A 25,647-nucleotide genomic window follows, 5' to 3' on the forward strand; every position below is an offset into this window, starting at 1 on the left:
GGTGATGGAAGGAAGGTGCGGTCTGATGCCCTCACCCCGGCCCTCTCCCACGGGGAGAGGGAGAAACACTAGGAAGGCATTGCGATGGCCTGCTTCTCTTCGAGCAGTTTGTCCACCACGCCAGGATCGGCAAGCGTTGAGGTATCACCGAGGTTGCTGGTGTCGCCTGCTGCGATTTTGCGCAGAATACGACGCATAATCTTGCCGGAACGGGTTTTCGGCAGTGAGTCGGTCCAGTGCAGCACGTCCGGCGTGGCCAGCGGGCCGATCTCTTTACGCACCCAGTTGCGCACCTCGGTATACAGCTCTGGCGACGGCTCTTCGCCGTGGTTCAGGGTGACGTAGGCGTAGATCGCCTGGCCTTTGATGTTGTGAGGAATGCCGACAACTGCCGCTTCGGCAATCTTCGGATGCGACACCAGCGCAGACTCAATCTCCGCCGTGCCCAGACGGTGGCCGGAAACATTCAGCACATCGTCCACGCGTCCGGTGATCCAGTAATAACCGTCTTCGTCCCGGCGCGCGCCGTCGCCGCTGAAGTACATGTTTTTAAAGGTTGAGAAGTAGGTCTGTTCGAAGCGCTCATGGTCGCCGAACAGGGTACGCGCCTGGCCAGGCCAGGAATCGACGATTACCAGGTTGCCTTCGGTGGCCCCTTCCTGCGGATTGCCTTCGTTGTCCACCAGCGCGGGCTGCACGCCGAAGAACGGACGGGTGGCCGAACCGGCTTTCAACTGCGTGGCGCCCGGCATCGGGGTGATCATGAAGCCGCCGGTTTCGGTCTGCCACCAGGTGTCCATCACCGGGCACTTCTCGTTGCCGATCTTCTTCCAGTACCACTCCCAGGCTTCCGGGTTGATCGGCTCGCCCACGGAACCGAGGATGCGCAGGGAAGAGCGGTCGGTCCCTTCGATGGCTTTATCGCCTTCCGCCATCAGTGCACGGATCGCCGTTGGCGCGGTGTAGAGAATGTTGACCTGATGCTTATCGACCACCTGGCACATACGCGCCGGCGTTGGCCAGTTAGGTACGCCTTCAAACATCAGCGTCGTTGCGCCGCAGGCCAGCGGGCCGTACAGCAGGTAGCTGTGACCGGTGACCCAGCCCACGTCGGCGGTACACCAGTAGATGTCGCCCGGATGGTAGTCGAAAACGTATTTAAAGGTGGTGGCCGCGTAAACCAGATAGCCGCCGGTGGTATGCAGCACGCCTTTCGGCTTACCAGTGGATCCGGATGTATAAAGGATAAACAGCGGATCTTCCGCGTTCATCTCTTCCGGCTGATGCTGGTCGCTCGCGTTTTCAATCAGATCGCTCCACCACAGGTCTCGGCCCTCGTGCCAGTCAATGTTGCCGCCCGTGCGTTTGAAGACAATGACGTTATGGATGGATTTCACGTTCGGGTTTTTCAGCGCTTCATCGACGTTTTTCTTCAGCGGAATGCCGCGCCCGGCACGCACGCCCTCGTCAGCGGTGATCACCAGCTTTGAATTCGAGTCGACGATACGTCCGGCAACCGCCTCCGGCGAGAAGCCACCAAAAATAACGGAGTGGATCGCGCCGATGCGCGCGCAGGCCAGCATAGCCACCGCGGCTTCCGGCACCATCGGCATATAGATCGCCACCACATCGCCTTTTTTAATGCCCTGGGCCAGCAGCACGTTGGCGAAGCGGCAGACGTCGCGATGAAGCTCTTTATATGAGATGTGTTTGCTCTGAGAGGCATCGTCGCCTTCCCAGATAATGGCCGTTTCGTTGCCGCGTTCGGCAAGATGGCGGTCCAGGCAGTTCGCCGCCAGGTTCAGCGTGCCGTCTTCATACCATTTAATGGAGACGTTGCCCGGCGCGAAAGAGGTGTTCTTTACCTTCTGATAAGGTTTGATCCAGTCGAGGATGTGGCCCTGTTCACCCCAGAATGCGTCAGGGCTGGAAATGGACTGCTGGTATTTCTCCTGGTACTGCTCCGGGCTTATCAGGCAACGGTCCGCAATGTTTGCGGGAATGTCGTGTTTGTGTATTTGGCTCATGGCTTTTTTTCTCCTTGTAAGATGTTAATAATATGTCGCAAAAACGTTAATAGTAGGGGCTTTACAAGCTTTGTTTAGTATTTGGGCGACAGATCACGCAATGTCTGAAGAGTATGAAAATTGAGCGAATGAAACTTTGAAGGGAAATAATTCATCTGAAGAATTATTCACTTTTTTGTTTGTAAAAGTTTTTTCATAACAATCGGTTATTGATGTGGATTGCTATTAATTACCGTCAATGGCGCTTTTTGCAGTGAAATGCCTTGTTCTTTAAGGCTTGCGCAGCATGCCGTGCAAATGATACTCATACGGCGCGTTAAAAAATCCCATAAACCAACGCAACACAATTCATACCCTTTCAGTATGTCTCCATATTCATGCAGTTTTGCTGGTGCGGAGATTTCATTGAGGAAGTCAGTTTCTATGAAAAATTTGAAAGTCAGCCTGGCCTGGCAGATCCTGCTGGCCCTTGTGCTGGGCATCTTGCTGGGCAGTTACCTCCATTACCATAGCGACAGCCGCGAGTGGCTGATTGCGAACCTTCTCTCGCCAGCGGGCGATATCTTTATTCATCTGATCAAGATGATTGTTGTGCCGATTGTGATCTCGACGCTGGTGGTCGGTATTGCCGGGGTAGGTGATGCGAAACAGTTAGGCCGCATCGGCGTTAAAACCATTCTCTATTTCGAAGTGATCACCACGGTTGCCATCATTCTTGGTATCACCCTGGCGAACGTGTTCCAGCCAGGTTCCGGGATTGATATGTCGCAGCTGGCGACGGTGGATATTTCGAAATATCAAAGCACCACCGCCGACGTGCAGAGCCATTCGCACGGTCTGATGGGCACAATTCTGTCACTGGTGCCGACCAACATTATCGCGTCAATGGCGAAGGGCGAGATGCTGCCGATCATCTTCTTCTCGGTGCTCTTTGGTCTGGGGCTTTCTTCCCTGCCCGCGACGCACCGTGAACCGTTGGTAACGGTGTTCCGCTCTATCTCTGAAACCATGTTCAAAGTTACCCACATGGTGATGCGCTATGCGCCGGTGGGTGTTTTTGCGCTGATCGCCGTAACCGTGGCGAACTTCGGCTTTGCTTCCCTGTGGCCGTTGGCGAAGCTGGTGATTCTGGTGCACTTCGCGATCCTGTTCTTTGCGCTGGTAGTGCTGGGGATTGTGGCGCGCCTGTGCGGGCTGAGCATCTGGATCCTAATCCGCATTCTGAAAGATGAGCTGATTCTGGCGTACTCCACGGCAAGCTCCGAGAGCGTGCTGCCGCGTATCATTGAGAAGATGGAGGCCTACGGTGCACCGGCGTCCATTACCAGCTTCGTTGTACCGACCGGTTACTCCTTCAACCTGGATGGTTCAACGCTGTATCAGAGTATTGCGGCAATCTTTATCGCTCAGCTGTACGGCATTGACCTGTCGCTGTGGCAGGAAATCGTGCTGGTGTTGACCCTGATGGTGACCTCAAAGGGTATCGCAGGCGTGCCGGGCGTCTCCTTCGTGGTGCTGCTGGCGACGCTGGGCAGCGTCGGTATTCCGCTGGAAGGCCTGGCGTTTATCGCCGGTGTGGACCGTATCCTCGACATGGCGCGTACCGCGCTGAACGTGGTGGGTAATGCGCTGGCGGTGCTGGTAATCTCCAAGTGGGAACACAAGTTCGACCGTAAAAAAGCGCTGGCGTATGAACGCGAGGTGCTGGGTCGTTTTGATAAAACGGCTGACCAGTGATGTAAAAATGCCGGGTGGCGGCTTCGCCTTACCGGGCCTACATAAGCCGTAGGCCCGGTAAGCGCAGCGCCACCGGGCAATAATTTACTCTCCGCTCAACGCATCAAACTCTTCACACCCGGTATCAAACCCTTCCGTACAGCTCAGGTTTAACCAGTAAAGCGCTTTCTGTTTATTCGGTGTGATAAAGCCTTTCTCACCCTGCCTGAACAGCATGCCTGCCCAGTACTCCGCATAGCCCGTCCGGGACAGAGCCGAACTCCGCTTGAACCACGCCGCAGCCTGCACGTCATCCTGAGGGACTTCAACGCCGTTGGCATAGATCAGCCCCAGCAGCTGTTGCGCGTCTACCGCCGAGTCGCTATCGATGTCTTCGGTCACCGTTTGCAGCAGTTTAATGGCCTGCGGGTAGTCGGTCTTGCCTGCTTGCGTGTTCACCAACACCCGTGCCAGCATGATCGCGCCGCGTTTGCTGCCCGCAATGTTTGCCTGTTGGGCCAGAGCTTTGGCCTGTGCGTAGTCGCCCTGCGTAAAGAGGATTTGCGACAGCAGCGCCATGGCGTCGACATTGCCGCCTTTCGCCGCTTTCTCGGCCCACAGCGCGGCCTGCTTGCTGTCGCCGGAGCTGAAGTACGTATCGGCAAGATAATACTGGGCGCGCGCATCACCGGCTTCCGCCTGTTTTCGATACTGGCTGCCTATCTCATCGGCACGGGCAAAGGCGGTTAAAAATAACAACAACAGAAAAATGGCTTTCATGGATTCTTATCATCGGGGTACATGCCGCGCAGTATAATCGCGGTGACAGAAGAAAAAAACGGGTGCGTTAAGACCTCAGCATCCCACAAGCCGGGCGGAACACGCGTTCCACCCGAAGAGGTTAGCCTGCGTTACAGGCTAATTTCGCCGCCACCTCCTGATGTTCACTCTTTATTGAAAACTCGCAGAGCTTATCGCGAGTAATAAAGGTAAAGATCACTATCGTCAGGCAAATAATAAAGACGATGCCTAATGTAGTTTTTAATGGCGTCATGCCTTTTACTCCTTGTGAAAAATAGAATAAGAGGCTACTCTCAACCTGTTGGTAGTTGAGGGGTAGCCTCGGGTTGTACTGACCCCAAAAAGTTGGACAGTTAAACACGAGGCACATAGGTCTGGGTTCGATATTCAATTGGACTCAGACCTTTTAATTTCAGGCTAATTCTTCTGCTGTTGTAGTAGTCAATATATTCCGTAACAGCATCCTTCAGTTCGCTTATATTACTGAACTCGTCAAGATAAAAACACTCCGACTTTAAGGTTCCAAAGAAACATTCCACGACTGCATTATCCAGACAATTGCCTTTTCTGGACATGCTCTGTGTAATGCCTTGTTCTTTAAGGATGTTTTGATACCTTCTCATACGATACTGCCATCCCTGGTCAGAGTGCAGAATAGGATGCTCGTGAGGCTTAAGCTTTTTGAATGCCTGATCGAGCATATTCTCGACCATGTTCATCACAGGTCTTTCCGACAGGCTGTAAGAAATAACTTCGTTGTTGAAGAGATCTATTACTGGAGACAAATACAGCTTTCGCCCATTGACTGCAAATTCAGTAACGTCGGTAACCCACTTCTCGTTTGGCCGTGTAGCCTTGAAATCCCTTTGGAGAACATTGGGGGCGGTTTGCCCTACCTCTCCTCTGTAGGAGCTGTATCGCTTGACCTTAATCGCTGCCTTAAGCGAGAGGGTTCCCATCAGGCGCTGAACGGCTTTATGGTTAATCCGTTCCCCGTCTCGATGGAGAGACAACGTTACCCTACGGTATCCGTAACGACCTTTATTCTCGTGATAAATCTCACCAATACGCTTTTTAACATCCGCATACTTATCAGGCTTGCTGAGAGCCTTTAGATGGTAATAAAACGTACTGCGCGGTATCTCCGCTGCCTTGAGAAGCTCATCAAGAGGGTAAAACTGCCTTAGCTCGTTGAGTACTTTCACTTTTTCGCGGGATGAGCTAAGGCTTTCAGCTTTTTTAGATACGTAAGCCGCATTTCAAGGAATCGAACTTGTCTTTCAAGATCCTCAATACGTCGGTCTTTCGACAGCTCCAATGCTAACGCCGCTTTTTCTGGATCAACTGACATTGTAATGTTTCTTTTGGTGCCGATCTTGAGTGCGCGTAAACCAGCTTCTCCGTGCTCCTCATAGACTTTCAGCCACTTGGCTACAGAACCACTACCAGCAAGCATAAAGTGAGCAGCAGCCTGATTGAGGGACATCTGCTGCTCGGTCACGGCTTTCACGACCTTAATGCGCAACTCTGGATCAGCACTAACGCCTTTAGGTTTGGGAATTAAACCTTTTTCTCCATGTTTTTCATAGAGGGCAACCCACGTCCTGACCTGGGTTCGAGGCACACCAAAACGTGCAGAGATGATCCTGTAACCATCATCAGTTGTGAAGTAGTGATTCACGACTTCAAGGCGCTTTTCGAAGGGGTATTTTGGCTTTGACATATCAGGGACTATTCCATTTCATCGTCCAACAAAATGGGTGCAGTACAGGTAAATGCAAATTTCCCGGGGCTTTCCACTTTCTGTCCCTCAACAATGCTCAAGACAGAAAGTCTTAAGCACCCGCCGCATATCTTATCCCTCTGAATTAAAATGCAAAGATGTAAATCTATTCTGCGTAAATTACATTATTTCTGCGAGCCGCTTTCCAGAATAATAATTTCTATTTCTTATGAATTAATCGAAAATAAAAAGGGAGTGAATATATCACTCCCTTTATTCAACGATAAATTAACAGCTTCATCCCATTGCGCTTTCACGCAGGCGGGCTTTCAGCTTGTTATATTCGTCGATCACGTACTGTTCCGCTGCGCGCTGATCCGCTATGGGCTCCACGTTTACGGCGCAGTATTTATACTCCGGCGTTTTGGTTATCGGGCTTAAGTTCTCCGTCACCAGCTCGTTACAGGCGCCAATCCACCACTGGTAGGTCATATAGACCGCGCCTTTGTTCGGACGGTCGCTGACCTGCGCGCGGGTAATGATGCGGCCTTTACGCGAGTTCACCCACACCAGCGCTTCATCTTCAATACCGAGCCGTTCGGCATCGGCGGTGTTGATCTGCGCGTAGCCCGGTTCATCCGCCAGCGCCGCCAGCGCGGCGCAGTTGCCGGTCATGGAACGGCAGGAGTAATGGCCCACTTCACGCACGGTGGAGAGCACCATCGGATACTCGTCGGTGAGTTTATCGATCGGCGCGACCCAGTCGCAGGTGAAGAATTGCGCCAGCCCGTTCGGGGTGTCGAATTTTTCTTTAAAGAGGTACGACGTTCCCTGATCCGCCTCTGACTCATCCCGGCACGGCCACTGGATGTAGCCTAGCTCACCCATTTTTTCATAGGTTGCCCCATAAAAGTCCGGGCACAGATGCCGCAACTCGTCCCAGATCTCCTGGGTGTTGTTGTAGTGCATCGGGTAGCCCATGCGGGTGGCGATTTCGCTGATGATCTGCCAGTCCGTTTTCAGATCCCACTTCGGCTCGACAGCCTTGAAGAAGCGCTGGAACCCGCGGTCTGCCGCCGTATAGACACCTTCATGCTCTCCCCAGGAGGTCGACGGTAAAATCACATCCGCCGCCGCCGCGGTTTTGGTCATAAAGATATCCTGAACAATCACCAGCTCCAGATCCTCAAAGCCCTTACGCACCGCAGACAACTCGGCGTCGGTCTGGAGCGGATCTTCACCCATGATGTAGGCCGCACGCACTTCACCGTGCGCCGCGCGGTGCGGCAGCTCGCTGATGCGATACCCCGTGTGCTCAGGCAGGCTCTCCACGCCCCAGGCCTTCGCGAATTTCTCGCGATTTTCCGGGAATTTGACGTACTGGTAGCCCGGATAGGTGTCCGGCAGCGCGCCCATGTCGCACGCGCCCTGCACGTTATTCTGACCACGTACCGGGTTCACGCCCACATGCGCTTTACCCAGATTGCCGGTCAACATGGCGAGGCTGGTGAGCGAGCGCACGGTTTCCACGCCCTGGTAGAACTGGGTCACGCCCATACCCCACAGAATGGCGGCGGTTTTCGCTCCGGCGTACATCCGCGCCGCCTGGCGGATCTCCTGTGCGCTGACGCCGGTTATCGCCTCTACGGACTCCGGCGTATAGCCTTCGACAATCTTGCGATACTCTTCAAACCCTTCCGTACGGCTTGCGACAAACGCCTGGTCGTAGAGGTTCTCCTCAATAATGACGTGCCCCATTGCATTTAACAGCGCGATGTTCGAGCCGTTTTTCAGTGCGATGTGCATATCGGCAATGCGCGCGGTTTCAATTTTGCGCGGATCGCAGACGATGATTTTCGCCCCGTTCTGTTTGGCGCGAATCACGTGATTCGCGACGATAGGGTGAGAATCCGCCGGGTTATAGCCGAAGATGAACACCAGATCGGTGTTATCTATCTCATTGATGGCATTACTCATTGCGCCGTTACCGACCGACTGGTGCAGACCTGCAACCGATGGGCCGTGTCAGACGCGAGCGCAGCAGTCGACGTTATTGGTACCAATAACGGCGCGCGCGAATTTTTGCATCACATAGTTGGTTTCATTCCCGGTTCCGCGTGAGGAGCCGGTGGTCTGAATCGCATCCGGGCCATACTTGGCCTTGATGGCGCTAAGGCGCGTGGCAACATAATCCAGCGCTTCATTCCAGGAGACGGCTTCCAGCTTGCCGCCGCGCTCGCGGCGGATCATAGGGGTTTTCAGGCGCGGGGTGAGGATTTGGGTATCGTTAATAAAATCCCAGCCGTAGTACCCTTTCAGGCACAGCGTGCCCTGATTGGTTTTACCCTGCGCCGCTTCCGCCCGGACGATTTTGCCGTTATCGACCACCAGGTGGATCTTGCAACCTGAGGCACAATAAGGGCAAACCGTGACGACTTTTTTCATCACTTTGCTCCAGTTAAACAGTTCTTACCTGCCCAATATGCAGCTTCTATGCCATGTTTTTACTATGGGTATTTCCTGACTTTACGACCCTTTGCGGGGCAATACCCTGACGAAAAACAGCCAATCGTCAAAATTGACGTGTCGAAAGGGCAGGGGATGTGACATGGATTGAATTTCCGTCACGTAAAAAACAATTCGGCTGGAGCCGGCGGCAGAATGGTTCAGACTTAACATAATTCCCTGACGGAAGCATGCGATGAAACCGGCGATTCTGGTGGTTGATGATGATGTCGCAGTCTGCGAACTGCTACAGGATGTGCTCAGCGAGCACGTCTTTACCGTGCTGACGTGTCACACCGGTCAGGAAGCGGTGAACCGTGTCCAGCAGGACTCCGGCATTGCGCTGGTTCTGCTGGACATGATGCTGCCGGATATCAACGGATTACAGGTTTTGCTGCAGATGCAAAAGCGGCGACCGTCGCTACCGGTGGTGATGCTGACGGGGCTGGGAAGTGAATCAGATGTGGTCGTTGGGCTGGAAATGGGCGCTGATGATTACATCGGAAAACCGTTCAATCCGCGCGTGGTGGTCGCCCGCGTTAAGGCGGTGCTGCGTCGTACCGGTGCGCTGGCCGCGGAGCCTGCCGCGCCGCGCGTTGAAGGTATTGCCTTTAACGGCTGGACGCTGGACACCACCCGCTGCGAGCTGAGCGATCCGCAGCGTAATACCGTGCCGTTAACCCAGGGCGAATATGGCCTGCTGCTGGCATTAACGCAAAACGCCCGCCGGGTACTGAGCCGTGAACAACTGCTTGAACTGACCCACAGCGAAAGCGCCGAGGTCTTTGACCGCACTATCGACGTGTTGATCATGCGGTTACGGCGAAAAATTGAGGTTAATCCGCACCAGCCTCTGCTGATCAAAACCATTCGCGGTCTGGGCTATGTTTTTGCCACGGACGTTTCCCATCATGAGAAAGCCGCCTGACCGTTCTCCTGAATAAACGTCTGAAGCTCGGCCAGCGTTTTCGCGCCGTCAATTGCATTAGCCGCCAGCAGGCTGGCCCGCGCGCAGGCGTGCGCCAGATAAATACTCTCCGTCAGCGGCAGGGATTCATGGCAGCCGTATAAAAAGCCCGCGCAAAACGCGTCGCCCGCGCCGACGCTGCCGATAATCTCGTCCTGCGTCAGCTTCCACGACGGAACCCATTGCCCTTTTTCACCCGGCGCTTCACCCCATGCCCCTTCCGGACAGTGGATCACCACCCGCTGTCGCACGCCTGCCGCCAGCAGCTGTGCGGCAGCGTCGGCGATATGGGCCATGTTCAGCGCATCATGGCCGTCGCGGATCTCAAGCCCGCTAAACTCACCGGCTTCCAGCTCGTTAATCACCAGATAATCAAGATGGCGCAGGGCAGGGAGCACCAGCGGCTGATAGCGCGGGTCGCCCTTGCGGGACACCAGATCGAGCGAGGTTTCATACCCCTGATCGTGCATCTGTGCCAGTAACCGCGCGCTGCGGGTGCCAAATTCCTCGTCCGGCATATCCAGGCTGTCGAGCAGCAGCAGATAGCCGAGATGGAAGATCTTCAGCGATCCGTCTAAACGATCGAAGGCGGGAAGATCCAGCAGGCGGTTGGCGCCCGGCGAGTGGAAAAAGGTGCGCTGTCCGCTGGGGTCGGTCATCACCTGCGACATCGACGTTGGGGAGAACGTCGTGCGCTGCACGCGCTGGCGATTGACGTGATACTGGTCGAGCATCGCCAGAATATAGTCTCCGTCGCTGTCTTCCCCAATCAGCCCCACCGCCTGTAACGGCAGGCCGACGTGCATTTTTGCCAGCGTCAGCAGAACGTTGAGCGGCGCACCGCCGGTTGAGCGTTCGCTGTGGGTGATTTCTGCCAGCCAGCCGCGCTCCGGCCACTGTACGATCTGGTGGACGTGATCCACCAGCATATTGCCTGCGGCGACGATCCCTTTGCGTTCCATTAGGCCTGCCCCGCACTGCCGAAGATGCGCATCTGTTCCGCAACCGTATCGGTAATGGCCTCTTCAATGCCCAGCAGCAGCTCGGCAAACTCATCGTAAAGCGGTTGGCGGTTCGCCATGCGTTGCTCAACGGCGGCAAGTGCGGCCTGCGACATGCCGGTATAGAAATTGATTTTATGAATACCGAGTTCATTGGCGCGGCGGAAATCAGTGTCGCTTATGCCAGAGCCACCGTGTAAAACCAGCGGCAGGCCCGTCTGCTGGCGAATGGCGTCCAGACGCGGAAAATCAAGCTTCGGCTCGCCCTTGTATTTGCCGTGCGCGTTGCCAATGGCAACCGCCAGCGCATCGATGCCGGTTGAATCAACAAATTCGCGCGCCAGTTGCGGGTCGGTAAAGAAGGTTTCATCCGCATGACCGTACAGCGCGCCACCTTCATCCCCGCCTACCGCGCCCAGCTCCGCCTCTACCGAGACGCCCACCGCGTGGCACATCTTCACCACTTCCCGGGTCTGGCGGATATTTTCCTCATAGCTCAGCGTGGAGCCGTCGAACATCACCGAGCTGAACCCTAAACGCAGGGCGCGCACCACCGCCTCAAAATGCAGGCCGTGGTCGAGGTTCAGCACCACGGGAATATCGTGGCGGGCAGCTTCGAATTTCACCGCTTCCACCAGCGACTCCAGAGACACGTACTTAAAATGCACTTCGGCGATGTTGATGATAAACGGCGAGCGTTCCTGCTTCGCGGCGGCAAACAGCGCGCGCAGGAAATGGGAGTCGAGCACGTTGAACGCGCCCAGGGCGTAGCGGTGTTCCCTGGCGTGGGCCAGACCGTCGGCAAGAGAAATCAATGGCATCATTCACTCCTTATATCCGAAAGAGGGTGTACTCGTTGCACAGCACCAGCACCGCCGGTTCGTCTTCTTCAATGGTGTTGTAGCGGTCAATGGGCTGTAAAAAGTGGTTGTCGTGTTCATCGTCATTGACCGACGACACTTCGCCCACCAGCACGTCACCAAAGCCGCGTTCACCCCAGAAACTGTGGTACAGGCCGGGCGTCAGGCAGATGCTCTCCCCAGGCGTGAGGCGCAGCTGGCTGCCGGGCGCGTGCGTCTGCCGACAGCCGTCTATCGTGACGGTCACGTCGGTGTTTTCGGTCTCTTCATGCGCGCCCGCATTCCATAACTCAATAATCAGATTCCCGCCGCCGCGGTTAATAATGTCCTCCCGCTTGCGCCAGTGAAAATGCATCGGCGTCACCTGGCCGTCGCGGACGTGCATGATTTTTTCGGCATAGCACTTTTCATAGGGCACGCCGTTGGGGGAGCCGTTGCGCAGGGTGTAAAGCGTTAACCCCTGTGCAGCGAAGTTGTTGCCACCAAATGCCGTCACGTCCCAGCCGAGCCTGAGGTCAAACACCTCCTGCCATGCTGCCTGGTCAAGCTGCTGCCATTTTGTCGGCGGAAAGCTGGCAAAAGGCGGGAGATGCACGTCGTGCATGGAGAAGAACTGCCGCGTGTGGCCGAGGATTTCATTGATGTCGGAGCGTTTCATGGGGACTCCTTGCGTTTTTGCCGCCCCCTCACCCTAACCCTCTCCCCAAAGGGGAGAGGGAACTTGAACACCCTCTCCCCTTTGGGAAGAGGGCCGGGGTGAGGGGCTTACTTAACCGTCCACCCCTTATACGTGCCGACGTTCTTTTTATCGATCATCGTCACCGGGATCAGCACGGGCTCTTTCGGCGCAGGTTTGCCCTGAAGAATGTCATAGCCAATCTCCACCGCCTTCGCCGCCATCACCTGCGGATCCTGCGCCGGGGTAGCAACAAACAGCGAGTTTTCGCGCTTCAGGGCTTCTTCACCATCCGGGCTGCCATCCACGCCAACGATAAAGAATTCATTGCGTTGCGCCTGTTTAGCCGCCAGATCGGCGCCGATCGCGGTCGGATCGTTAATCGCGAATACGCCGTCGATCTTCGGATTGGCCGCCAGCAGGGAGGTCATGACCTCCAGGCCGCCTTCGCGGCTGCCTTTGGCGTTCTGATTATCCGAGAGCACTTTGATATCCGGGTGGCGCCTGAACTCGGTCTGGCAGCCCTCCACGCGGTTTTGTACCGCAGAAACCGGCGGTCCGTTGATGATCACCACGTTGCCTTTACCTTTCAGGCGGTCGGTAATGTACTTACAGGCCATTTCTCCCGCCTGAGTGTTATCGGAGGTGATGGTCGCATCGGCCCCTTCCGCCGCCACGTCCACCGCCACGACCACGATCCCCGCCTCTTTAGCGCGTTTTACCGCGGGGCCGATCCCTTTGGAATCCGCGGCATTGAGGATGATCATGTCTACTTTCGCCGCAATGAAGTTATCGATCTGCGACACCTGCTGGCCCAGATCGTACCCGCTGGAGACCAGCGTCACCTTGACGTTGTCCCCCGCCAGCTTGCGCGCTTCCAGCTCGGCACCTTTGGTGATCTGCACGAAGAACGGGTTAGCCAGGTCACCCACCGTCACGCCGATGGATTTCAGATCTTTTGCCTGCGCAAACGGGGTTGCGGCCAGCAGCGCGCCAGCACAGAGCGCGGTCACTAAGGGCTTCAATCTCATGCTGTATTCCTCACGTAGGGTATTGTTGTTATGCACTTTGATGGTGTCGGGTACGGTATTTGTCGATCAGCACCGCTATGATGATCACCGCCCCTTTGATCACCAGCTGCCAGAAATAGGAGACGCCCATCAGCGTCATGCCGTTGTTGAGGGTGGCGATGATCAGCGCGCCCACCAGGGTGCCGGTGATCGTGCCGATCCCGCCGACGAAGCTGGTGCCGCCGAGGATCACCGCCGCAATCGCATCCAGCTCGTACCCCGTACCGAGGTTGCCGTTGGCGCTGTAGAGACGTGAAGCACTCATCACGCCGCCTAAGCCCGAGAGCAGGCCACTCATGCCGTAGACAAACAGCAGCACCAGCCAGACCTTAATGCCGGTTAAGCGTGCCGCCTGCATGTTGCCACCAACCGCATAGATGTGAACGCCGAGGGTGGTGCGGCGCAGGATGAACCAGCACACCACAATCACCGCCAGGGCGATCACCACCAGCCACGGAATCGGGCCGAGGTAGTTATTGCCGATCCACTCGAAGTTAATGTTGGAGTTAATAACCGTCGTGCCGTCCGCCAGCAGATAGGCCGCGCCGCGCAGCGCCGTATAGGTGCCGAGCGTAACGATAAACGGCGGAAGTCCGGCGAAGGCCACCAGCGCACCGTTGAACAGCCCCAGCACCATACCGAGCATCAGCGCCGCCGGAATGGAGAGCATCGCAAATTCAGGGATAAGCGAGACCACCATCGCCGCCACTGCCGTGGTGCCCAGAATCGAGCCCACGGAGAGGTCAATCCCGCCGGTCAGGATGATGAAGGTCATCCCGGCCGCCAGCACAATGTTGATCGACGCCTGCCGGGTAATGTTGAGCAGATTACTCTCGGTGAAAAAGTTCGGAGCGATAAAGCCAAATACCGCCACAATCAGGATTAAAATCGGCAAAATGCCGATCGTTTGCATCAGATCGCTCATCAGCATTTTTTTGGCAGAGGCGGATTTCGCCACCTGCTGCGGATGGGTTGGAGTTGCCATAATTACACCGCCTGATGATGTGTGTCGTTCACGCCGGTTGCCAGCGTCATGATGTTTTCCTGAGAGATGTCGCGCCCGTGCAGTTCACCCGCAATGCTGCCTTCCCGCATCACGTACACCCGGTCGCTCATCCCTACTACTTCCGGCAGCTCGCTGGAGATCATCAGTATCGCAACGCCTTTGCGCGCCATCTGGTTCATGATGCGGTAGATCTCGCTTTTTGCGCCGACGTCCACGCCGCGCGTGGGCTCGTCCAGAATCAGAATGCGCGGGCCTATCGCCACCCAGCGGGAGATCAGCAGTTTTTGCTGGTTGCCGCCGGAGAGCCCGCCCGCGCGCACCTGTGAATGGGGCACGCGGATATTGAGCAGGGCGATGGCGTCATCGGAAATCGACTGCGCTTTTTTGCGGTTCAGCCAGCCGAAGGTGGCGTCGCGCTCCAGCGTCGCCATAGTGATGTTCTCCTGCGCCGCCAGCTCCAGAAACAGACCTTGCTCCTTGCGGTTCTCGGTAAGAAAACCGATGCCGTTCTCAATGGCCGCGCGCGGGGAGTGGATCACCACCGGTTCGCCGTCCACCTCAATCATGCCGCCGGTGGCTTTGCGCACGCCGAAGATCAGCTGCGCCAGCTCGGAACGCCCGGCCCCGACCAGACCCGCCAGTCCGACGATTTCACCGGAGCGCACCTGCAAACTACAGGGCTGCACTTTTTTGCCGTCGGTGAGGTGGTGGACGTTAAGACGCGGGCTGCCGAGGGGAATATCGCGCTCTTTGTTAAACAGATCGCTGAGCGGACGGCCCACCATCATGCGCACCAGCTCGGAGGCGTTGAGCCTGTCGCGCGTCAGGCTGCCGACGTATTGCCCGTCGCGCAGCACGCTGACGCGGTCCGAGAGTTCATACACTTCCGCCATCCGGTGGCTGATGTAAATAATCGCCATGCCTTCATCGCGCAGGCGCAAAATCAGTTCGAACAGACGGTGGGTTTCGCGTGAGGAGAGGGCGGCGGTAGGTTCGTCCATCACCAGAATGCGGCTGTTGCGGTGCAGGGCGCGGGCGATCTCCACCTGCTGCTGCTCGGCGATCGTCAGCTTCATGACCAGGTCGGTGGCGCTGAACTGCGCACCGAGGCGGTCAATGACCGCCTGCGCCTGGGCAGCCATCTCTTTGCGCTGGACCAGCCCGCCGCGCGACAGCTCGCTGCCGAGAAAAATGTTTTCTGCCACGGTCAGGTTAGGAGCAAGCTGCATCTCCTGATAAATCAGGGTAATGCCTGCGGCCAGCGCATCCTTCGGACCTTTGATGTGAAATGGCTTGCCGTCGATGAGGATGTCGCCGCTGCTGGCGGTATAGGCTCCTGCGAGGATCTTCATCAGCGTGCTTTTTCCGGCGCCGTTTTCCCCCATCAGCGCGTGGATCTCACCGGGGAAAACCGTCAAATCCACGCCCTTGAGCGCGTGGAAATTGCCAAAGGTTTTGGCAATGTGGCGCATCTCTAAAACCGGGGTTCTGCTCATGGCGGATCTCCTGTGAATGTCGATATCTGCACTTCATCACAGGCGCGTAAATGCAAAATGTCAGAAGCTGTTCATATTTGTCATAGTTATGAATAGCTAATCGCCATCACATTTTCCTTTTCCCTCTCCCTGTGGGAGAGGGCCAGGGTGAAGGCACCAATCCGCAGAGGAGCCCAAACCCATGTCTTCACGCCCCCCGTTCTTCACCAGCGCCCGCGGACGCCTGCTGATTTTTAATCTGCTGGTGGTCGCCGTCACGCTGATGGTCAGCGGTGTGGCGGTGCTCGGCTTTCGTCACGCCAGCCAGATCCAGGAGCAGGTCCAACAGCAAACGCTGGATGACATGACCGGCAGCATGAACCTCGCCCGTGATACCGCAAATGTGGCAACGGCGGCGGTGCGGCTGTCGCAGGTGGTCGGTGCGCTGGAGTACAAAGGCGAAGCCGAGCGGCTGAAACAGACGCAGATGGCGCTGCGCCACTCGCTGGATCAACTTGCCGATGCGCCGCTGGCGCAGCAGGAGCCGGCGCTGGTGGCGCGAATTATTCGCAGGAGTAATGAATTACAGCAGAGCGTGACGGGAATGCTGGAGCGCGGGCAAAAGCGGCATCTGGAGCGTAACGCGCTGCTCAGCTCGCTCTATCAAAGCCAAAGCTACCTGCGTCATTTGCAGGATATCAACCGCCGTTACGCGAGCAATGTGCCAGACGCCCGACAGCTTGCAGAGATGGACAGGCTGATCGTTGCCGCCATTGATACCCCTTCACCGCGCGCCACGGTGCAGCAGCTGGATGCAGTAACCGCGGGGTTACCCGCGAGCGCCCTGCAACCGGTGGCCAACCTGGTGCTCCCGGATTTTAATGATGAGCTGCGCAAGCTCGCACCACTGTCGACGCAGCTGGAGGAGAGCGATCTGTCCATCAGCTGGTACATGTTCCACATCAAGGCGCTGGTGGCGATATTAAACAGCGACATTAATCAGTACGTTGAACAGGTGGCGCAGGCTTCCCGGCTTCGCACGGCCCAGAGCCATCACGAGCTGCAATCCATCAGCGTGTTTATCAGCATCTTCGCGGTGCTGGCGCTGATCATCACCGGCTGTGCCTGCTGGTATATTTACCGCAATCTGGGCTCCAACCTGACGGCTATCTCAAGGGCGATGTCGCGTCTCGCTCACGGGGAGCAGGATGTGTCGGTGCCCGCGCTACAGCGGCGTGATGAGCTGGGGGAACTGGCGCGCGCGTTTAACGTTTTCGCCCGCAATACCGCTTCGCTGGAGCACACCACGCGGCTGCTGAAGGAGAAGACCTCACAGATGGAGGTTGACCGCATCGAACGTCAGGGGCTGGAGGAGGCGCTGCTGCACAGCCAGAAAATGAAGGCGGTCGGGCAACTGACGGGTGGCCTGGCGCATGATTTTAATAACCTGCTGGCGGTGATTATCGGCAGTCTGGAGCTGACCGATTCGGCATCACCGGACGCGCCGCGCATCACCCGTGCGCTTAAAGCCGCGGAACGCGGAGCCATGCTCACCCAGCGTCTGCTGGCCTTCTCGCGCAAGCAATCCCTGCATCCACATGCGGTAGAGATGAAGCCGCTGCTGGAGAACCTGAGCGAGCTGATGCGGCACTCGCTTCCCGCCACGCTGACGCTGGATATTGAAGCGCAAACCCCGGCGTGGCCCGCATGGATTGACGTCAGCCAGCTGGAAAACGCCATTATCAACCTGGTGATGAACGCCCGTGATGCAATGGAGGGGCAATACGGTGTGATCAAAATCCGCACCTGGAACCAGCGTGTGACCCGCAGCGACGGGCGCAGGCAGGATATGGTCGCGCTGGAGGTGATTGACCACGGCTGCGGGATGTTGCAGGAGGTGAAATCGCAGGTCTTTGAACCGTTCTTCACCACCAAACAGACCGGCAGCGGCAGCGGGTTAGGGCTGTCGATGGTGTACGGCTTTGTGCGCCAGTCGGGTGGTCGCGTTGAGATCGAAAGCGCGCCGGGGCAGGGAACCACCGTGCGGCTCCAGCTGCCGCGCTCGACGCTGCCCGCGTTCTCCGATGATGTCGTGCTGGCGACCACGGCCCCGGCAGAAAGTGAGCTGCTTGTGCTGGTCCTGGAAGATGAGGCGGGCGTGCGGCAGACCCTGTGCGAGCAACTGCACCAGCTTGGCTACCTGACACTTGAAGCCGAAAACGGCGAGCAGGCGTTGAACATGCTGGACGCATCACCGGATATCGGCATGTTTATCAGCGACCTGATGTTGCCGGGCGGCCTGAGCGGTGCGGAGGTGATCGGCCATGTACGCAGCCACTATCCGCAGTTGCCGGTTCTGCTGATCAGCGGGCAGGATTTGCGCCCGGCGCATAACCCGCAGCTGCCGGACGTTCCGTTACTGCGAAAACCGTTCACCCGCGCACAGCTGGCGCAGGCGCTGCGCAAGGTGATGGTAATTTGATTTGCCCTTCATTTTCAGAATTTAACTCCTGTTTCAGTCATTTACAGTCCCGTCTCGGCATGTAACTATCCTGATTTAACCCTATTTATTATCAGGTTTTTGTTATGGATAACTGGCTGGCGCTTTTTGACGGACAGACCCGTTACTTTCTGGATATTTTTGACAGTCCAGTGAAGCCGGATGTTTTGCGTTTTCGTGGCAGGGAAGCCCTGAGCGAGCCGTTCCGGTGGGACATCGAGTTCACCACCCCACAGGCGAGCATTCCTCCGGAACAGGTGCTGATGAAATATGCCACCTTCCGGATGCGAAGCGGCAAAAATGTCCACGGCATCGTCACCCGCCTGGAATGGCTGTCCACATCAAAAGACCAGTCTCACTACCGGCTTACGCTCAGTTCCCGTCTGGCGCTCCTGGGATACACCCGGCAGTGCGCCGTGTTTCAGAACCAGTCCGTTCCGGAAGTGGTGGAGCAGGTGCTGCGCAAGCACGGACTGGAGGGACCTGATTTTGAATTCAGGCTGGCGCGCACCTACCCGCCGCGTGAAATTATCACCCAGTGGCGGGAAACGGACCTTGAGTTTATCCGGCGTATTCTGTCCGAGGTGGGCATTTACTGGCGTACGGAGATGGACGACGTGCGCGGTCTGGATACGTACATTTTTGCCGACAGCCAGCTTAACTACCGGTTTGACGTGCGCCTGCCGTACCGCGAGCCATCAGGCCTGTTTGAGGGCGCAGCAGAATCGGTCTGGGATGTGCGGACCTGGCACAGGGTTGCCACCGGCTCTGTCGCCACGCGGGATTACAACTACCGGACTGCCTCCACGCCGATGGATGCGACGGTCAGTGTACGTAACGATGCGGTCACCACCGGGGAGTATTACCGCTACGCAGCGCCTTACCGTGACGCAGGTGACGACACCAGCCCGGAGCCGGAAACCGAATCCGGCGCCTTTTATGCCCGCATCCACCACGAGCGGGAACTGAATAAATCAGCCCGCATCCACCTGTTCAGCAATGCTGCCCACCTCACGCCCGGGCAGGTGCTGGAGCCGCAGGGCGATGTCATTACGGCCCTGAAAGAGGGTGTTGTCCTCACGCTTGTGACCTTCCGGGGAGCGCGGGATTCCCGCCTGCACGTGTCGGTATGGGGCATGCCCTACACCGAGCATTACTGTTTCCGCCCGACGGAAGTTTCGCGCCCGGAAATTCACGGCACGCTTCCGGCGCGGATTGAGAGCCGGGAAAAGAACGATATCTACGCCCACCTGGACGACCAGGGCCGCTACCGCGTCAGGCTGGACTTTGACCGGGACGATGCTGAACAGGGATTCGCATACCTGTGGCTGCGGATGGCGAAACCGTATGCCGGCGAGACGTATGGCTGGCATACGCCACTGACCGACGGGACCGAAGTGGCGGTTGCGTACAGCAACGGTGATATTGACCTGCCGTACATCGCGTATGCGCTGCACGACTCGGAACATCCTGACACCGTGAACAGGGACAACCATACCCGCAACGTGCTGCGCACGCCCGCCAATAACAAGCTGCGGATGGAGGATAAGCGCGGGGAGGAGCATGTCAAGCTCGCCACGGAATACGGCAAAACGCAGCTGAACAGCGGGCATCTGGTGGACGCGCAGGAGCAGCCCCGTGGCAAGGGGTTTGAACTCAGAACCGATGAGTACGGCGTAATTCGCGTCGCAAAAGGGCTGTTTATCACCGCGGACGGGCAGCAGAAGGCTGCGGGTGAGGTGCTGGATATGGAGACCGCCCTGAAAGAAATTGACGTCTGCCTGCAGCAGCTCCGGCAACTGGAGAAGGCGGCGGAGCAGGCGCAGGCGCTGAAGGCCGACATTGACAGCCAGATATGGATGTTTGAAAAGCGCCTGAAGCCGCTGAATGAAACCCTGCTGCTCTCCGCGCCGGAAGGAATGGTATTCACCAGCGGGGAGCATATGCAGATAACGGCCACAAAAAACGTCGCTGTTAACGCCGGAGGGGATATCAGTGCCGGTGTCATGGGCAACATGACGGCGCTGGCTGGGGAAAAGCTGGGACTGTTTGCCAGAACGGGCCAGCTGAGCCTGAAAGCCAGTGAAGGCCCGGTGGAGATGCAGGCGCAGAACGGGAGAATGCAGCTGTTCGCGGAGAAGAAGCTCACCCTGTCGTCCGCGAGTGACATCACGTTTGCGGGCAAGAAGCGCATCACGCTCATCGGGGGCGGGAGCTACCTGCGGCTGGAGGCGGGGAGAATTGAGTACGGCACGACGGCGATGTATATACGGAAGGTTAAACGGACAATGGCGGCAACCCCAGCCACAATGCCGCTATCCATACCGCTTCTCCCGGGTCAGTATCCACCACTTAATGGCAAGATATGTATTGAGTGTCTCCTCAATGCCATTAAAGCCAACGACACTATCGTGCAGGGAGCGTAGTCAATGGATGTCACAAAAATGATGCATATGCTACCTGAATCAACTCACACCCATCTCTTTCTGTTGCTGGAAGGCGGTGCGCAAACATCGGACGCTTTTCAGGCTTTTTATAACGAACATGCGTCCTCTCTGTATTCACTTTATCTCCATCCGCAACTTGCAGAATTCAGAAACTATGGCCCCTGGTTATTTGCTTTAGAAAATAAGGAGGCGCTACAGCGTTATATTTATTCTATGCCAGGTTTAGTGGCTGTTATCGCCTCTTCACGTTCAGGATGCGCTTTAGCCGTTCAGCTTTCCGCGGCATGCACAATTATTTCGCCTGATGGATCAGCGGCTTTAGTGCGTTTTTATACCCGTGATGCCATGAATCTGCTGACGAGCTGTAACGATCGGGAATGGCACAGTATGTTATTCAGAGGGGTTTCACATTGGTGGACATCTGGAGAAAATGGATTGCATCCAGTAGATATTCCCCCTTCACGGGTAATAAATGCGAGAGACAGCACCATACGACTGAATAAAGAAGAATGGCTATATATCGCGGATGAACCGGTTGTGACTAGTGTGTTAACCGCATGGCAAAAGTTGCCCTCCAGCAAGCATTTTTCTCCTTGCGCACAACGCGATATGGTCAAAAAAGCACTGAGCAAAGCCTGCGAAGCGAAAATGAAAGCGGGCACAGAACAAAAACTGTATGCCCTTTTTTATCTTACTGGTGGTAAAAAGCTCGTGGAGTCTGGAGTTATACAATCTGCATTAGAAGATGTGGCTCAGGGAAAAGTCTCGCTGGAGCAAGTCTTAAAAAATAACATTCAACATCAGGGATGAAAATAAACCATGGGATTTTTCAGTGCGTATAAAAGAATAGACAGTGCAGTTACCCGGGGTTATGCCCGCTGGGGAAAATGGCTCTGGGGTGCACTGTTACTGCCGGTGGTAATTTATTTTGGCTGGTCGGTGTGGGCTGCGGTCTGGGGACCGCCGTCGGGGCCGGTGACGCTGATTATTCACAATGAACTAGACAGACCTGTTTTAGGGTTTAGCGTAAACGGTGTGGCGGGTGCGAATGCCTTTGCGCATGGCGGGGGCGGAACCACCTGCTGCGGGACTATTGAAGGTGACATAGCTGAAGTAATCTGGACGCTTGATATAACCCATGCTCAGTATCTTAAAGGTATGCGTCTCGAAACTCGTCGCATCAAAATGCCTATGCCAGTACGAAAGCAAGGCGAAAATGATTTACACGTTCATTTCCTCCCGGGCGATAAAGTCCTTTTGGGATGGAGTGATAACGCATGGTCGCCTTATGAAACGCATCAGGAGAATGATAATGACAGGGAAACAGAATAATGGGATGGTTCGGTAAATATCAAAAAATAGACAGCGTCGTGAATCGAGGTTATGCCCGCTGGGGCAAATGGCTCTGGGGTGCACTGATACTGCCACTAGTGATTTATTTTGGCTGGTCGGTGTGGGCTGCGGTCTGGGGACCGCCGTCGGGGCCGGTGACGCTGATTATTCACAGTGAAATTGACAGGCCTGTTCTGGGGTTTAGCGTAAATGGCGTAGCGGGGGCAAATGCATTTGCTTATGGCGGGGGAAAGGCCACCTGCTGCGGCAGCATCAGCGGGGATAAGGCTGAAGTGGTCTGGACGCTCAGTACCACAAGAGCCCAATACGATGCAGGGCTACGTAGAGAGACCCGCAAGTTAACACTACCTTTGCCAAAACGCCAGTGGGGTGAAAACTATCTCCATGTTTATTTCCTGCCTGAAGATAATGTCCGGTTATGGTGGAGCACCGGATTCAATCATCCTGACTCCCACGATATTAAATATCAAACTACAGAATTAAAAAAAGGAAAATAACATATGGATATTGAAAGCCTTATTGCCGCGGCAAACCGGGCCCAGCAGGCGGAAGATGCTGGTTTAGGGAACTGTTCACGGATATGGCATTTGGGATTCTTTTTTGACGGGATTCATCGCAATATCGAACAGGATGCCCCGGAACATCGTCTCAGCAATATTGCCAGATTGTTCCGGGCATTTCCTGATGAAAGAGAAAACATACCAAGTATTACTTATAATGCTTTTTACATCTCAGGCCTGGGCACTCCTTTTAATGAAACCGTCGTTGAAAAGCTTCACACCGTCATGGACAGCGGTCTGGGCAGTATAAAGGATAATTTAAAAGAACAGCCCGGTGAAATGGCTAAAGAAGCGGCCTGGGATTCCATAAAAGGCAACAACTGGTACGAGATTTTAAAAAATCAGGGAAAGAAACTTATTAACCCTACAGAATGGAAAAAACTGGCCTCCGATACGGCAAGGAAAGCGGCTAAAAAAGTCAGTATCGAAGCAACCCCCTGGCTTCGTGATAACCCCGTTGTCGCAGATATGCTGGTAACGGGTGCTGATACCCGTATTGCATCGACCAAAATATCGTTTGAAGAGGGATACAAGGAAGCCGTTAAAAAAAGCCCGGTGCCCATTAAACTCATTTCTGTCTCCCTTTTCGGTTTTGACCTCGGTGCTACCCTGGCTCGTAAATTCCTCGACAACCTGCTGAAAGATATCTGTAAGAAAGAGGGGGATAAATACACCTACCAGGGTATACCCGTCGATATCGTCTTTACCGGCCTGTTTGACTGCTCAAGGCGCACATCGGCCAGCAACAACAACGGCGTGGATTACTTTATCTCTGCGTTTGGCGGGCCGATAAAAGGGATTAGCGTGTTGCTGGGGGACAAGTCCATCGACCAGGACACCCCCCTGCCAGAGGTGGTGAAGAAAAGCCTGCATCTGGTTGCCGCCCATGAAACCCGTGTCTGGCGCTCCCTGTACCGCACCGGCAATAACCCGGCGCACAAGGAAGAGCTCTATCCCGGTTGCGCGGAGGATATCGGCGGGGGCCTGAAACCTGACGAACAGAAGCCCAGCGCGGAACTCTGCCGCGTGGCGCTCCACAGGATGTACCGTGAGGCAACCATGGCGGGCGTACCTTTCCCTGATTTTCAGTCGCTCGATAAAACAGATACGGATGTGGCTGCTTATTTCATCGTCCAGGACAACGTTAAAAACCAGTCCGTCCTTCAGTGGGCAGAAGCGTACCGGAGTGCACTGCCCTTTTCCTCATTAAGCACCGCATGCCAGAACCGGCATCTGGACAGCTTTATCGACTGGCTGGGGCGTCAGTATTATCAGTACCGCACGGAATGTATGAAATATGAAAAACAGCGCGGCGAGACGCTGGCCTCTGCTGGCGCATCGGCAGGGTTTGCAGGCATTACGCAGGAGGCGAAAGAGACCGCCGGGCAGTACGCGAATGAACTTGCTGTACTACAGCAAAACTGGGGATGGCTTGATGACGTAAAGAATGCGGCTATAAGAATGCGAAACAGTATGGAACAGAACCCTATGGACAGACGCCGGGATATCGTTCCGAACGTGTATGGACCCGCGCTGTGGCGTGCGAAGCGATTTCTGGACTATTTCCATGCGGCGAACCTCGGTAAACCCCAGCCGTTTCCCATAGATACGGCACCGTCAGAAATGTACGCATGGTTTGTACACGACCTGCAAACGGTAGACAAAGGCGCAGGTATTTCGCAGGACTTTTTTGTGATCCGCTCAATGGAGATGCCTGAGGCCTGATGAGTACTGTTAACAACAGAATTTGAGATTCCTCCGCTACACCAGCCAGTAGCCAGTCATTACCTTAAGGCCAGTTCACCTGCGAGTCTGGCCTTATGAAACGTTACTCTACCGCTCTGTTATTGGGTCTGCTGACTTTAACCAGCCAACTGGCGCATGCCGATGTGATTGATGATGCTATTGGCAATATTCAGCAGGCGATCAACGACGCCTATAACCCCGGCAGCAGCCGTAATGACGATGACGACGATCGTTACGATCGCAGCCGTCAAACCGACAGCCGCCAGTACGACGATCGTCGCCGGCAGTTAGAAGACCGACGCCAGCGCTTAGACGAGCGTCAGCGGCAGCTGGATGACGACCGGCGTCGGTTAGAGGAGGATGAGCGCCGGTTAGAGGATGATTACGATCGGTGGTAAACCCCGGTATCGCAACGCGTAGGCCGGGTAAGGCGCAGCCGCCACCCGGCAAAACCTAATCCAGCACCAGTACCATCCCGTCATACCCCGCTTCAATGCCGGACGGCAGCGGGTTATCCATCATCCAGACGTCAAACTGATGACTGATATGCGTCAGGATCACCTGCGGACAGCCAATCACCTCGTTCAGCGCAATCACCGTATTCAAATCACAGTGGTTGCGCGGCGTCTCCTGGCGCGGTTCATGGCTACAGTCGATAATCATCGCCTGCGGCTGATTATTTAGCAGAAATGTCACCGTTTTATCCGGTAGCCCGGCGGTATCAGAAAGCCACGCCACGCGGCTGTGGGCAGACTCCAGCAGATAGCCAAACGTGAGTTTTGAATGGTTGAGCGGCAGCGGCGTGACCCGCAAGCCCTGAAGTTCAAACGTCACAAACGGCTCCACCGTGTGGCTGAAATCCAGAAGGCCCGGATGTTTGAACAGGTCGTCACAGCCTGCGTCGTCCGGCGGACCGTAAACCGGAATGGTCGCCCCCACGCCCCAGCGCAGAGGAAACAGCCCCTGAACGTGATCCATATGATAATGGGTAAGCAAAAACTGCCTGAAACTCCCTGCGGGCCAGTCGTCCATCAGGTGTGGAATACCCGCGTCCAGCAAGGTGACCGCATCGTTGAATTTCACCGCCGCGCTGCAGGGGCGACGGCGATAATTTTCCTGTAAACGCGCCCGTCGGCACGCCGCGCAGTCGCAGCCAAACACCGGCACCAGCTGCGCCCCTCCCGTTCCTGTTAGCGTGATCGTCAGACTCATAA

Annotated in this window: 21 protein-coding genes; 9 read left to right on the top strand and 12 right to left on the bottom strand. The window is 55.9% G+C overall.

Annotated elements, in window-relative coordinates; all coding sequences use genetic code 11:
- Positions 1–68 precede the first annotated feature (68 nt).
- On the bottom strand, positions 69–2,027 hold the full coding sequence (gene acs, locus ACQG11_RS11220) for an acetate--CoA ligase (protein ID WP_023299100.1): 1,959 nt from the start codon (positions 2,025–2,027) through the stop codon (positions 69–71).
- Between the two features lie 423 nt (positions 2,028–2,450).
- Here acs and gltP point away from each other — a divergent pair, with 423 nt between their 5' ends.
- Positions 2,451–3,764, top strand: a complete 1,314-nt coding sequence (gene gltP, locus ACQG11_RS11225; RefSeq protein WP_022646765.1) for a glutamate/aspartate:proton symporter GltP — start codon at positions 2,451–2,453, stop codon at positions 3,762–3,764.
- An 84-nt stretch (positions 3,765–3,848) separates the two neighbouring features.
- On the opposite strand, the gene ACQG11_RS11230 is transcribed toward gltP, so the two are convergent.
- From ACQG11_RS11230 to fdhF, 4 genes are all read right to left on the bottom strand, one after another.
- Entirely contained in the window at positions 3,849–4,523 is a 675-nt protein-coding gene (locus ACQG11_RS11230; RefSeq protein WP_032627046.1) for a tetratricopeptide repeat protein, read from the bottom strand.
- Positions 4,524–4,644: 121 nt separating this feature from the next.
- On the bottom strand, positions 4,645–4,797 hold the full coding sequence (locus ACQG11_RS11235) for a Hok/Gef family protein (RefSeq protein ID WP_023295770.1): 153 nt from the start codon (positions 4,795–4,797) through the stop codon (positions 4,645–4,647).
- 100 nt (positions 4,798–4,897) lie between these two features.
- Positions 4,898–6,267 (bottom strand): IS3-like element ISKpn8 family transposase gene (locus ACQG11_RS11240; RefSeq protein ID WP_085949440.1). Its coding sequence is split into 2 segments (ribosomal slippage): positions 4,898–5,787 and positions 5,787–6,267, totalling 1,371 coding nucleotides; the frame shifts between segments, so codons are not numbered across the junction.
- Positions 6,268–6,564: 297 nt separating this feature from the next.
- Positions 6,565–8,712, bottom strand: a complete 2,148-nt coding sequence (fdhF, locus tag ACQG11_RS11245; RefSeq protein WP_080298763.1) for a formate dehydrogenase subunit alpha — start codon at positions 8,710–8,712, stop codon at positions 6,565–6,567.
- Between the two features lie 256 nt (positions 8,713–8,968).
- On the opposite strand from fdhF, the gene ACQG11_RS11250 reads away from it, so the two are divergent.
- Positions 8,969–9,700, top strand: a complete 732-nt coding sequence (locus tag ACQG11_RS11250) for a response regulator (RefSeq protein ID WP_022646769.1) — start codon at positions 8,969–8,971, stop codon at positions 9,698–9,700.
- On the opposite strand, the gene ACQG11_RS11255 is transcribed toward ACQG11_RS11250, so the two are convergent.
- From ACQG11_RS11255 to ACQG11_RS11280, 6 genes are all read right to left on the bottom strand, one after another.
- On the bottom strand, positions 9,682–10,701 hold the full coding sequence (locus ACQG11_RS11255; protein ID WP_023299104.1) for a carbohydrate kinase family protein: 1,020 nt from the start codon (positions 10,699–10,701) through the stop codon (positions 9,682–9,684). The genes ACQG11_RS11250 and ACQG11_RS11255 overlap by 19 nt on opposite strands.
- Positions 10,701–11,561: a ketose 1,6-bisphosphate aldolase gene (locus ACQG11_RS11260; RefSeq protein ID WP_426728889.1), complete on the bottom strand. Its 861-nt coding sequence runs from the start codon at positions 11,559–11,561 to the stop codon at positions 10,701–10,703. Before ACQG11_RS11260 ends, ACQG11_RS11255 begins: the two co-directional genes overlap by 1 nt.
- A gap of 10 nt (positions 11,562–11,571) precedes the next feature.
- A complete protein-coding gene (locus ACQG11_RS11265; protein WP_126490756.1) occupies positions 11,572–12,258 on the bottom strand; it encodes a D-lyxose/D-mannose family sugar isomerase in 687 nt (228 codons plus the stop codon).
- Positions 12,259–12,365: 107 nt separating this feature from the next.
- Complete coding sequence (locus ACQG11_RS11270) at positions 12,366–13,307, bottom strand: ABC transporter substrate-binding protein (RefSeq protein WP_003860240.1); 942 nt, start codon at positions 13,305–13,307, stop codon at positions 12,366–12,368.
- 28 nt (positions 13,308–13,335) lie between these two features.
- Positions 13,336–14,331 (bottom strand): ABC transporter permease subunit, encoded by a 996-nt coding sequence (locus ACQG11_RS11275; protein WP_108368011.1) that lies wholly within the window; start codon positions 14,329–14,331, stop codon positions 13,336–13,338.
- Between the two features lie 2 nt (positions 14,332–14,333).
- A complete protein-coding gene (locus tag ACQG11_RS11280) occupies positions 14,334–15,848 on the bottom strand; it encodes a sugar ABC transporter ATP-binding protein (RefSeq protein ID WP_023299107.1) in 1,515 nt (504 codons plus the stop codon).
- A 181-nt stretch (positions 15,849–16,029) separates the two neighbouring features.
- Between ACQG11_RS11280 and ACQG11_RS11285 the strand changes: the two genes are divergently transcribed.
- From ACQG11_RS11285 to yjdP, 7 genes are all read left to right on the top strand, one after another.
- On the top strand, positions 16,030–18,309 hold the full coding sequence (locus ACQG11_RS11285; RefSeq protein WP_426728369.1) for an ATP-binding protein: 2,280 nt from the start codon (positions 16,030–16,032) through the stop codon (positions 18,307–18,309).
- 104 nt (positions 18,310–18,413) lie between these two features.
- Entirely contained in the window at positions 18,414–20,753 is a 2,340-nt protein-coding gene (locus ACQG11_RS11290) for a type VI secretion system tip protein VgrG (protein ID WP_337258446.1), read from the top strand.
- 3 nt (positions 20,754–20,756) lie between these two features.
- Positions 20,757–21,584 carry a DUF4123 domain-containing protein gene (locus ACQG11_RS11295; protein WP_058677490.1) on the top strand — a complete coding sequence of 276 codons (828 nt, stop codon included), beginning with the start codon at positions 20,757–20,759 and terminating at the stop codon, positions 21,582–21,584.
- A 9-nt stretch (positions 21,585–21,593) separates the two neighbouring features.
- On the top strand, positions 21,594–22,106 hold the full coding sequence (locus tag ACQG11_RS11300; RefSeq protein WP_426728370.1) for a DUF3304 domain-containing protein: 513 nt from the start codon (positions 21,594–21,596) through the stop codon (positions 22,104–22,106).
- Positions 22,106–22,624: a DUF3304 domain-containing protein gene (locus ACQG11_RS11305; protein WP_058677492.1), complete on the top strand. Its 519-nt coding sequence runs from the start codon at positions 22,106–22,108 to the stop codon at positions 22,622–22,624. The genes ACQG11_RS11300 and ACQG11_RS11305 overlap by 1 nt, the downstream gene beginning before the upstream one ends.
- A gap of 3 nt (positions 22,625–22,627) precedes the next feature.
- Positions 22,628–24,412, top strand: a complete 1,785-nt coding sequence (locus ACQG11_RS11310) for a DUF2235 domain-containing protein (RefSeq protein WP_058677493.1) — start codon at positions 22,628–22,630, stop codon at positions 24,410–24,412.
- Positions 24,413–24,507: 95 nt separating this feature from the next.
- A complete protein-coding gene (gene yjdP / locus ACQG11_RS11315; RefSeq protein WP_017382647.1) occupies positions 24,508–24,831 on the top strand; it encodes a DDRRRQL repeat protein YjdP in 324 nt (107 codons plus the stop codon).
- A 55-nt stretch (positions 24,832–24,886) separates the two neighbouring features.
- Here the strand turns inward: yjdP and phnP are convergent, their stop codons facing one another.
- Positions 24,887–25,645 (bottom strand): phosphonate metabolism protein PhnP, encoded by a 759-nt coding sequence (gene phnP / locus ACQG11_RS11320; RefSeq protein ID WP_023305273.1) that lies wholly within the window; start codon positions 25,643–25,645, stop codon positions 24,887–24,889.
- Between the last annotated feature and the right edge of the window lie 2 nt (positions 25,646–25,647).

It is taken from the genome of Enterobacter cloacae complex sp. 372C4 (assembly GCF_050030615.1).
Classification (GTDB): domain Bacteria; phylum Pseudomonadota; class Gammaproteobacteria; order Enterobacterales; family Enterobacteriaceae; genus Enterobacter; species Enterobacter intestinihominis.

Bases quoted from the DNA above. Each gene is read 5' to 3' on its own strand.
- ACQG11_RS11250 (WP_022646769.1), top strand. From the start codon at position 8,969: ATGAAACCGGCGATTCTGGTGGTTGATGATGATGTCGCAGTCTGCGAA.
- ACQG11_RS11310 (WP_058677493.1), top strand. From the start codon at position 22,628: ATGGATATTGAAAGCCTTATTGCCGCGGCAAACCGGGCCCAGCAGGCG.
- ACQG11_RS11235 (WP_023295770.1), bottom strand. From the start codon at position 4,797: ATGACGCCATTAAAAACTACATTAGGCATCGTCTTTATTATTTGCCTG.
- ACQG11_RS11275 (WP_108368011.1), bottom strand. From the start codon at position 14,331: ATGGCAACTCCAACCCATCCGCAGCAGGTGGCGAAATCCGCCTCTGCC.
- gltP (WP_022646765.1), top strand. From the start codon at position 2,451: ATGAAAAATTTGAAAGTCAGCCTGGCCTGGCAGATCCTGCTGGCCCTT.
- ACQG11_RS11305 (WP_058677492.1), top strand. From the start codon at position 22,106: ATGGGATGGTTCGGTAAATATCAAAAAATAGACAGCGTCGTGAATCGA.
- ACQG11_RS11300 (WP_426728370.1), top strand. From the start codon at position 21,594: ATGGGATTTTTCAGTGCGTATAAAAGAATAGACAGTGCAGTTACCCGG.
- ACQG11_RS11290 (WP_337258446.1), top strand. From the start codon at position 18,414: ATGGATAACTGGCTGGCGCTTTTTGACGGACAGACCCGTTACTTTCTG.
- acs (WP_023299100.1), bottom strand. From the start codon at position 2,027: ATGAGCCAAATACACAAACACGACATTCCCGCAAACATTGCGGACCGT.
- ACQG11_RS11255 (WP_023299104.1), bottom strand. From the start codon at position 10,701: ATGGAACGCAAAGGGATCGTCGCCGCAGGCAATATGCTGGTGGATCAC.
- ACQG11_RS11285 (WP_426728369.1), top strand. From the start codon at position 16,030: ATGTCTTCACGCCCCCCGTTCTTCACCAGCGCCCGCGGACGCCTGCTG.
- yjdP (WP_017382647.1), top strand. From the start codon at position 24,508: ATGAAACGTTACTCTACCGCTCTGTTATTGGGTCTGCTGACTTTAACC.
- ACQG11_RS11265 (WP_126490756.1), bottom strand. From the start codon at position 12,258: ATGAAACGCTCCGACATCAATGAAATCCTCGGCCACACGCGGCAGTTC.
- ACQG11_RS11295 (WP_058677490.1), top strand. From the start codon at position 20,757: ATGGATGTCACAAAAATGATGCATATGCTACCTGAATCAACTCACACC.
- ACQG11_RS11260 (WP_426728889.1), bottom strand. From the start codon at position 11,561: ATGCCATTGATTTCTCTTGCCGACGGTCTGGCCCACGCCAGGGAACAC.
- ACQG11_RS11270 (WP_003860240.1), bottom strand. From the start codon at position 13,307: ATGAGATTGAAGCCCTTAGTGACCGCGCTCTGTGCTGGCGCGCTGCTG.
- ACQG11_RS11230 (WP_032627046.1), bottom strand. From the start codon at position 4,523: ATGAAAGCCATTTTTCTGTTGTTGTTATTTTTAACCGCCTTTGCCCGT.
- ACQG11_RS11280 (WP_023299107.1), bottom strand. From the start codon at position 15,848: ATGAGCAGAACCCCGGTTTTAGAGATGCGCCACATTGCCAAAACCTTT.
- phnP (WP_023305273.1), bottom strand. From the start codon at position 25,645: ATGAGTCTGACGATCACGCTAACAGGAACGGGAGGGGCGCAGCTGGTG.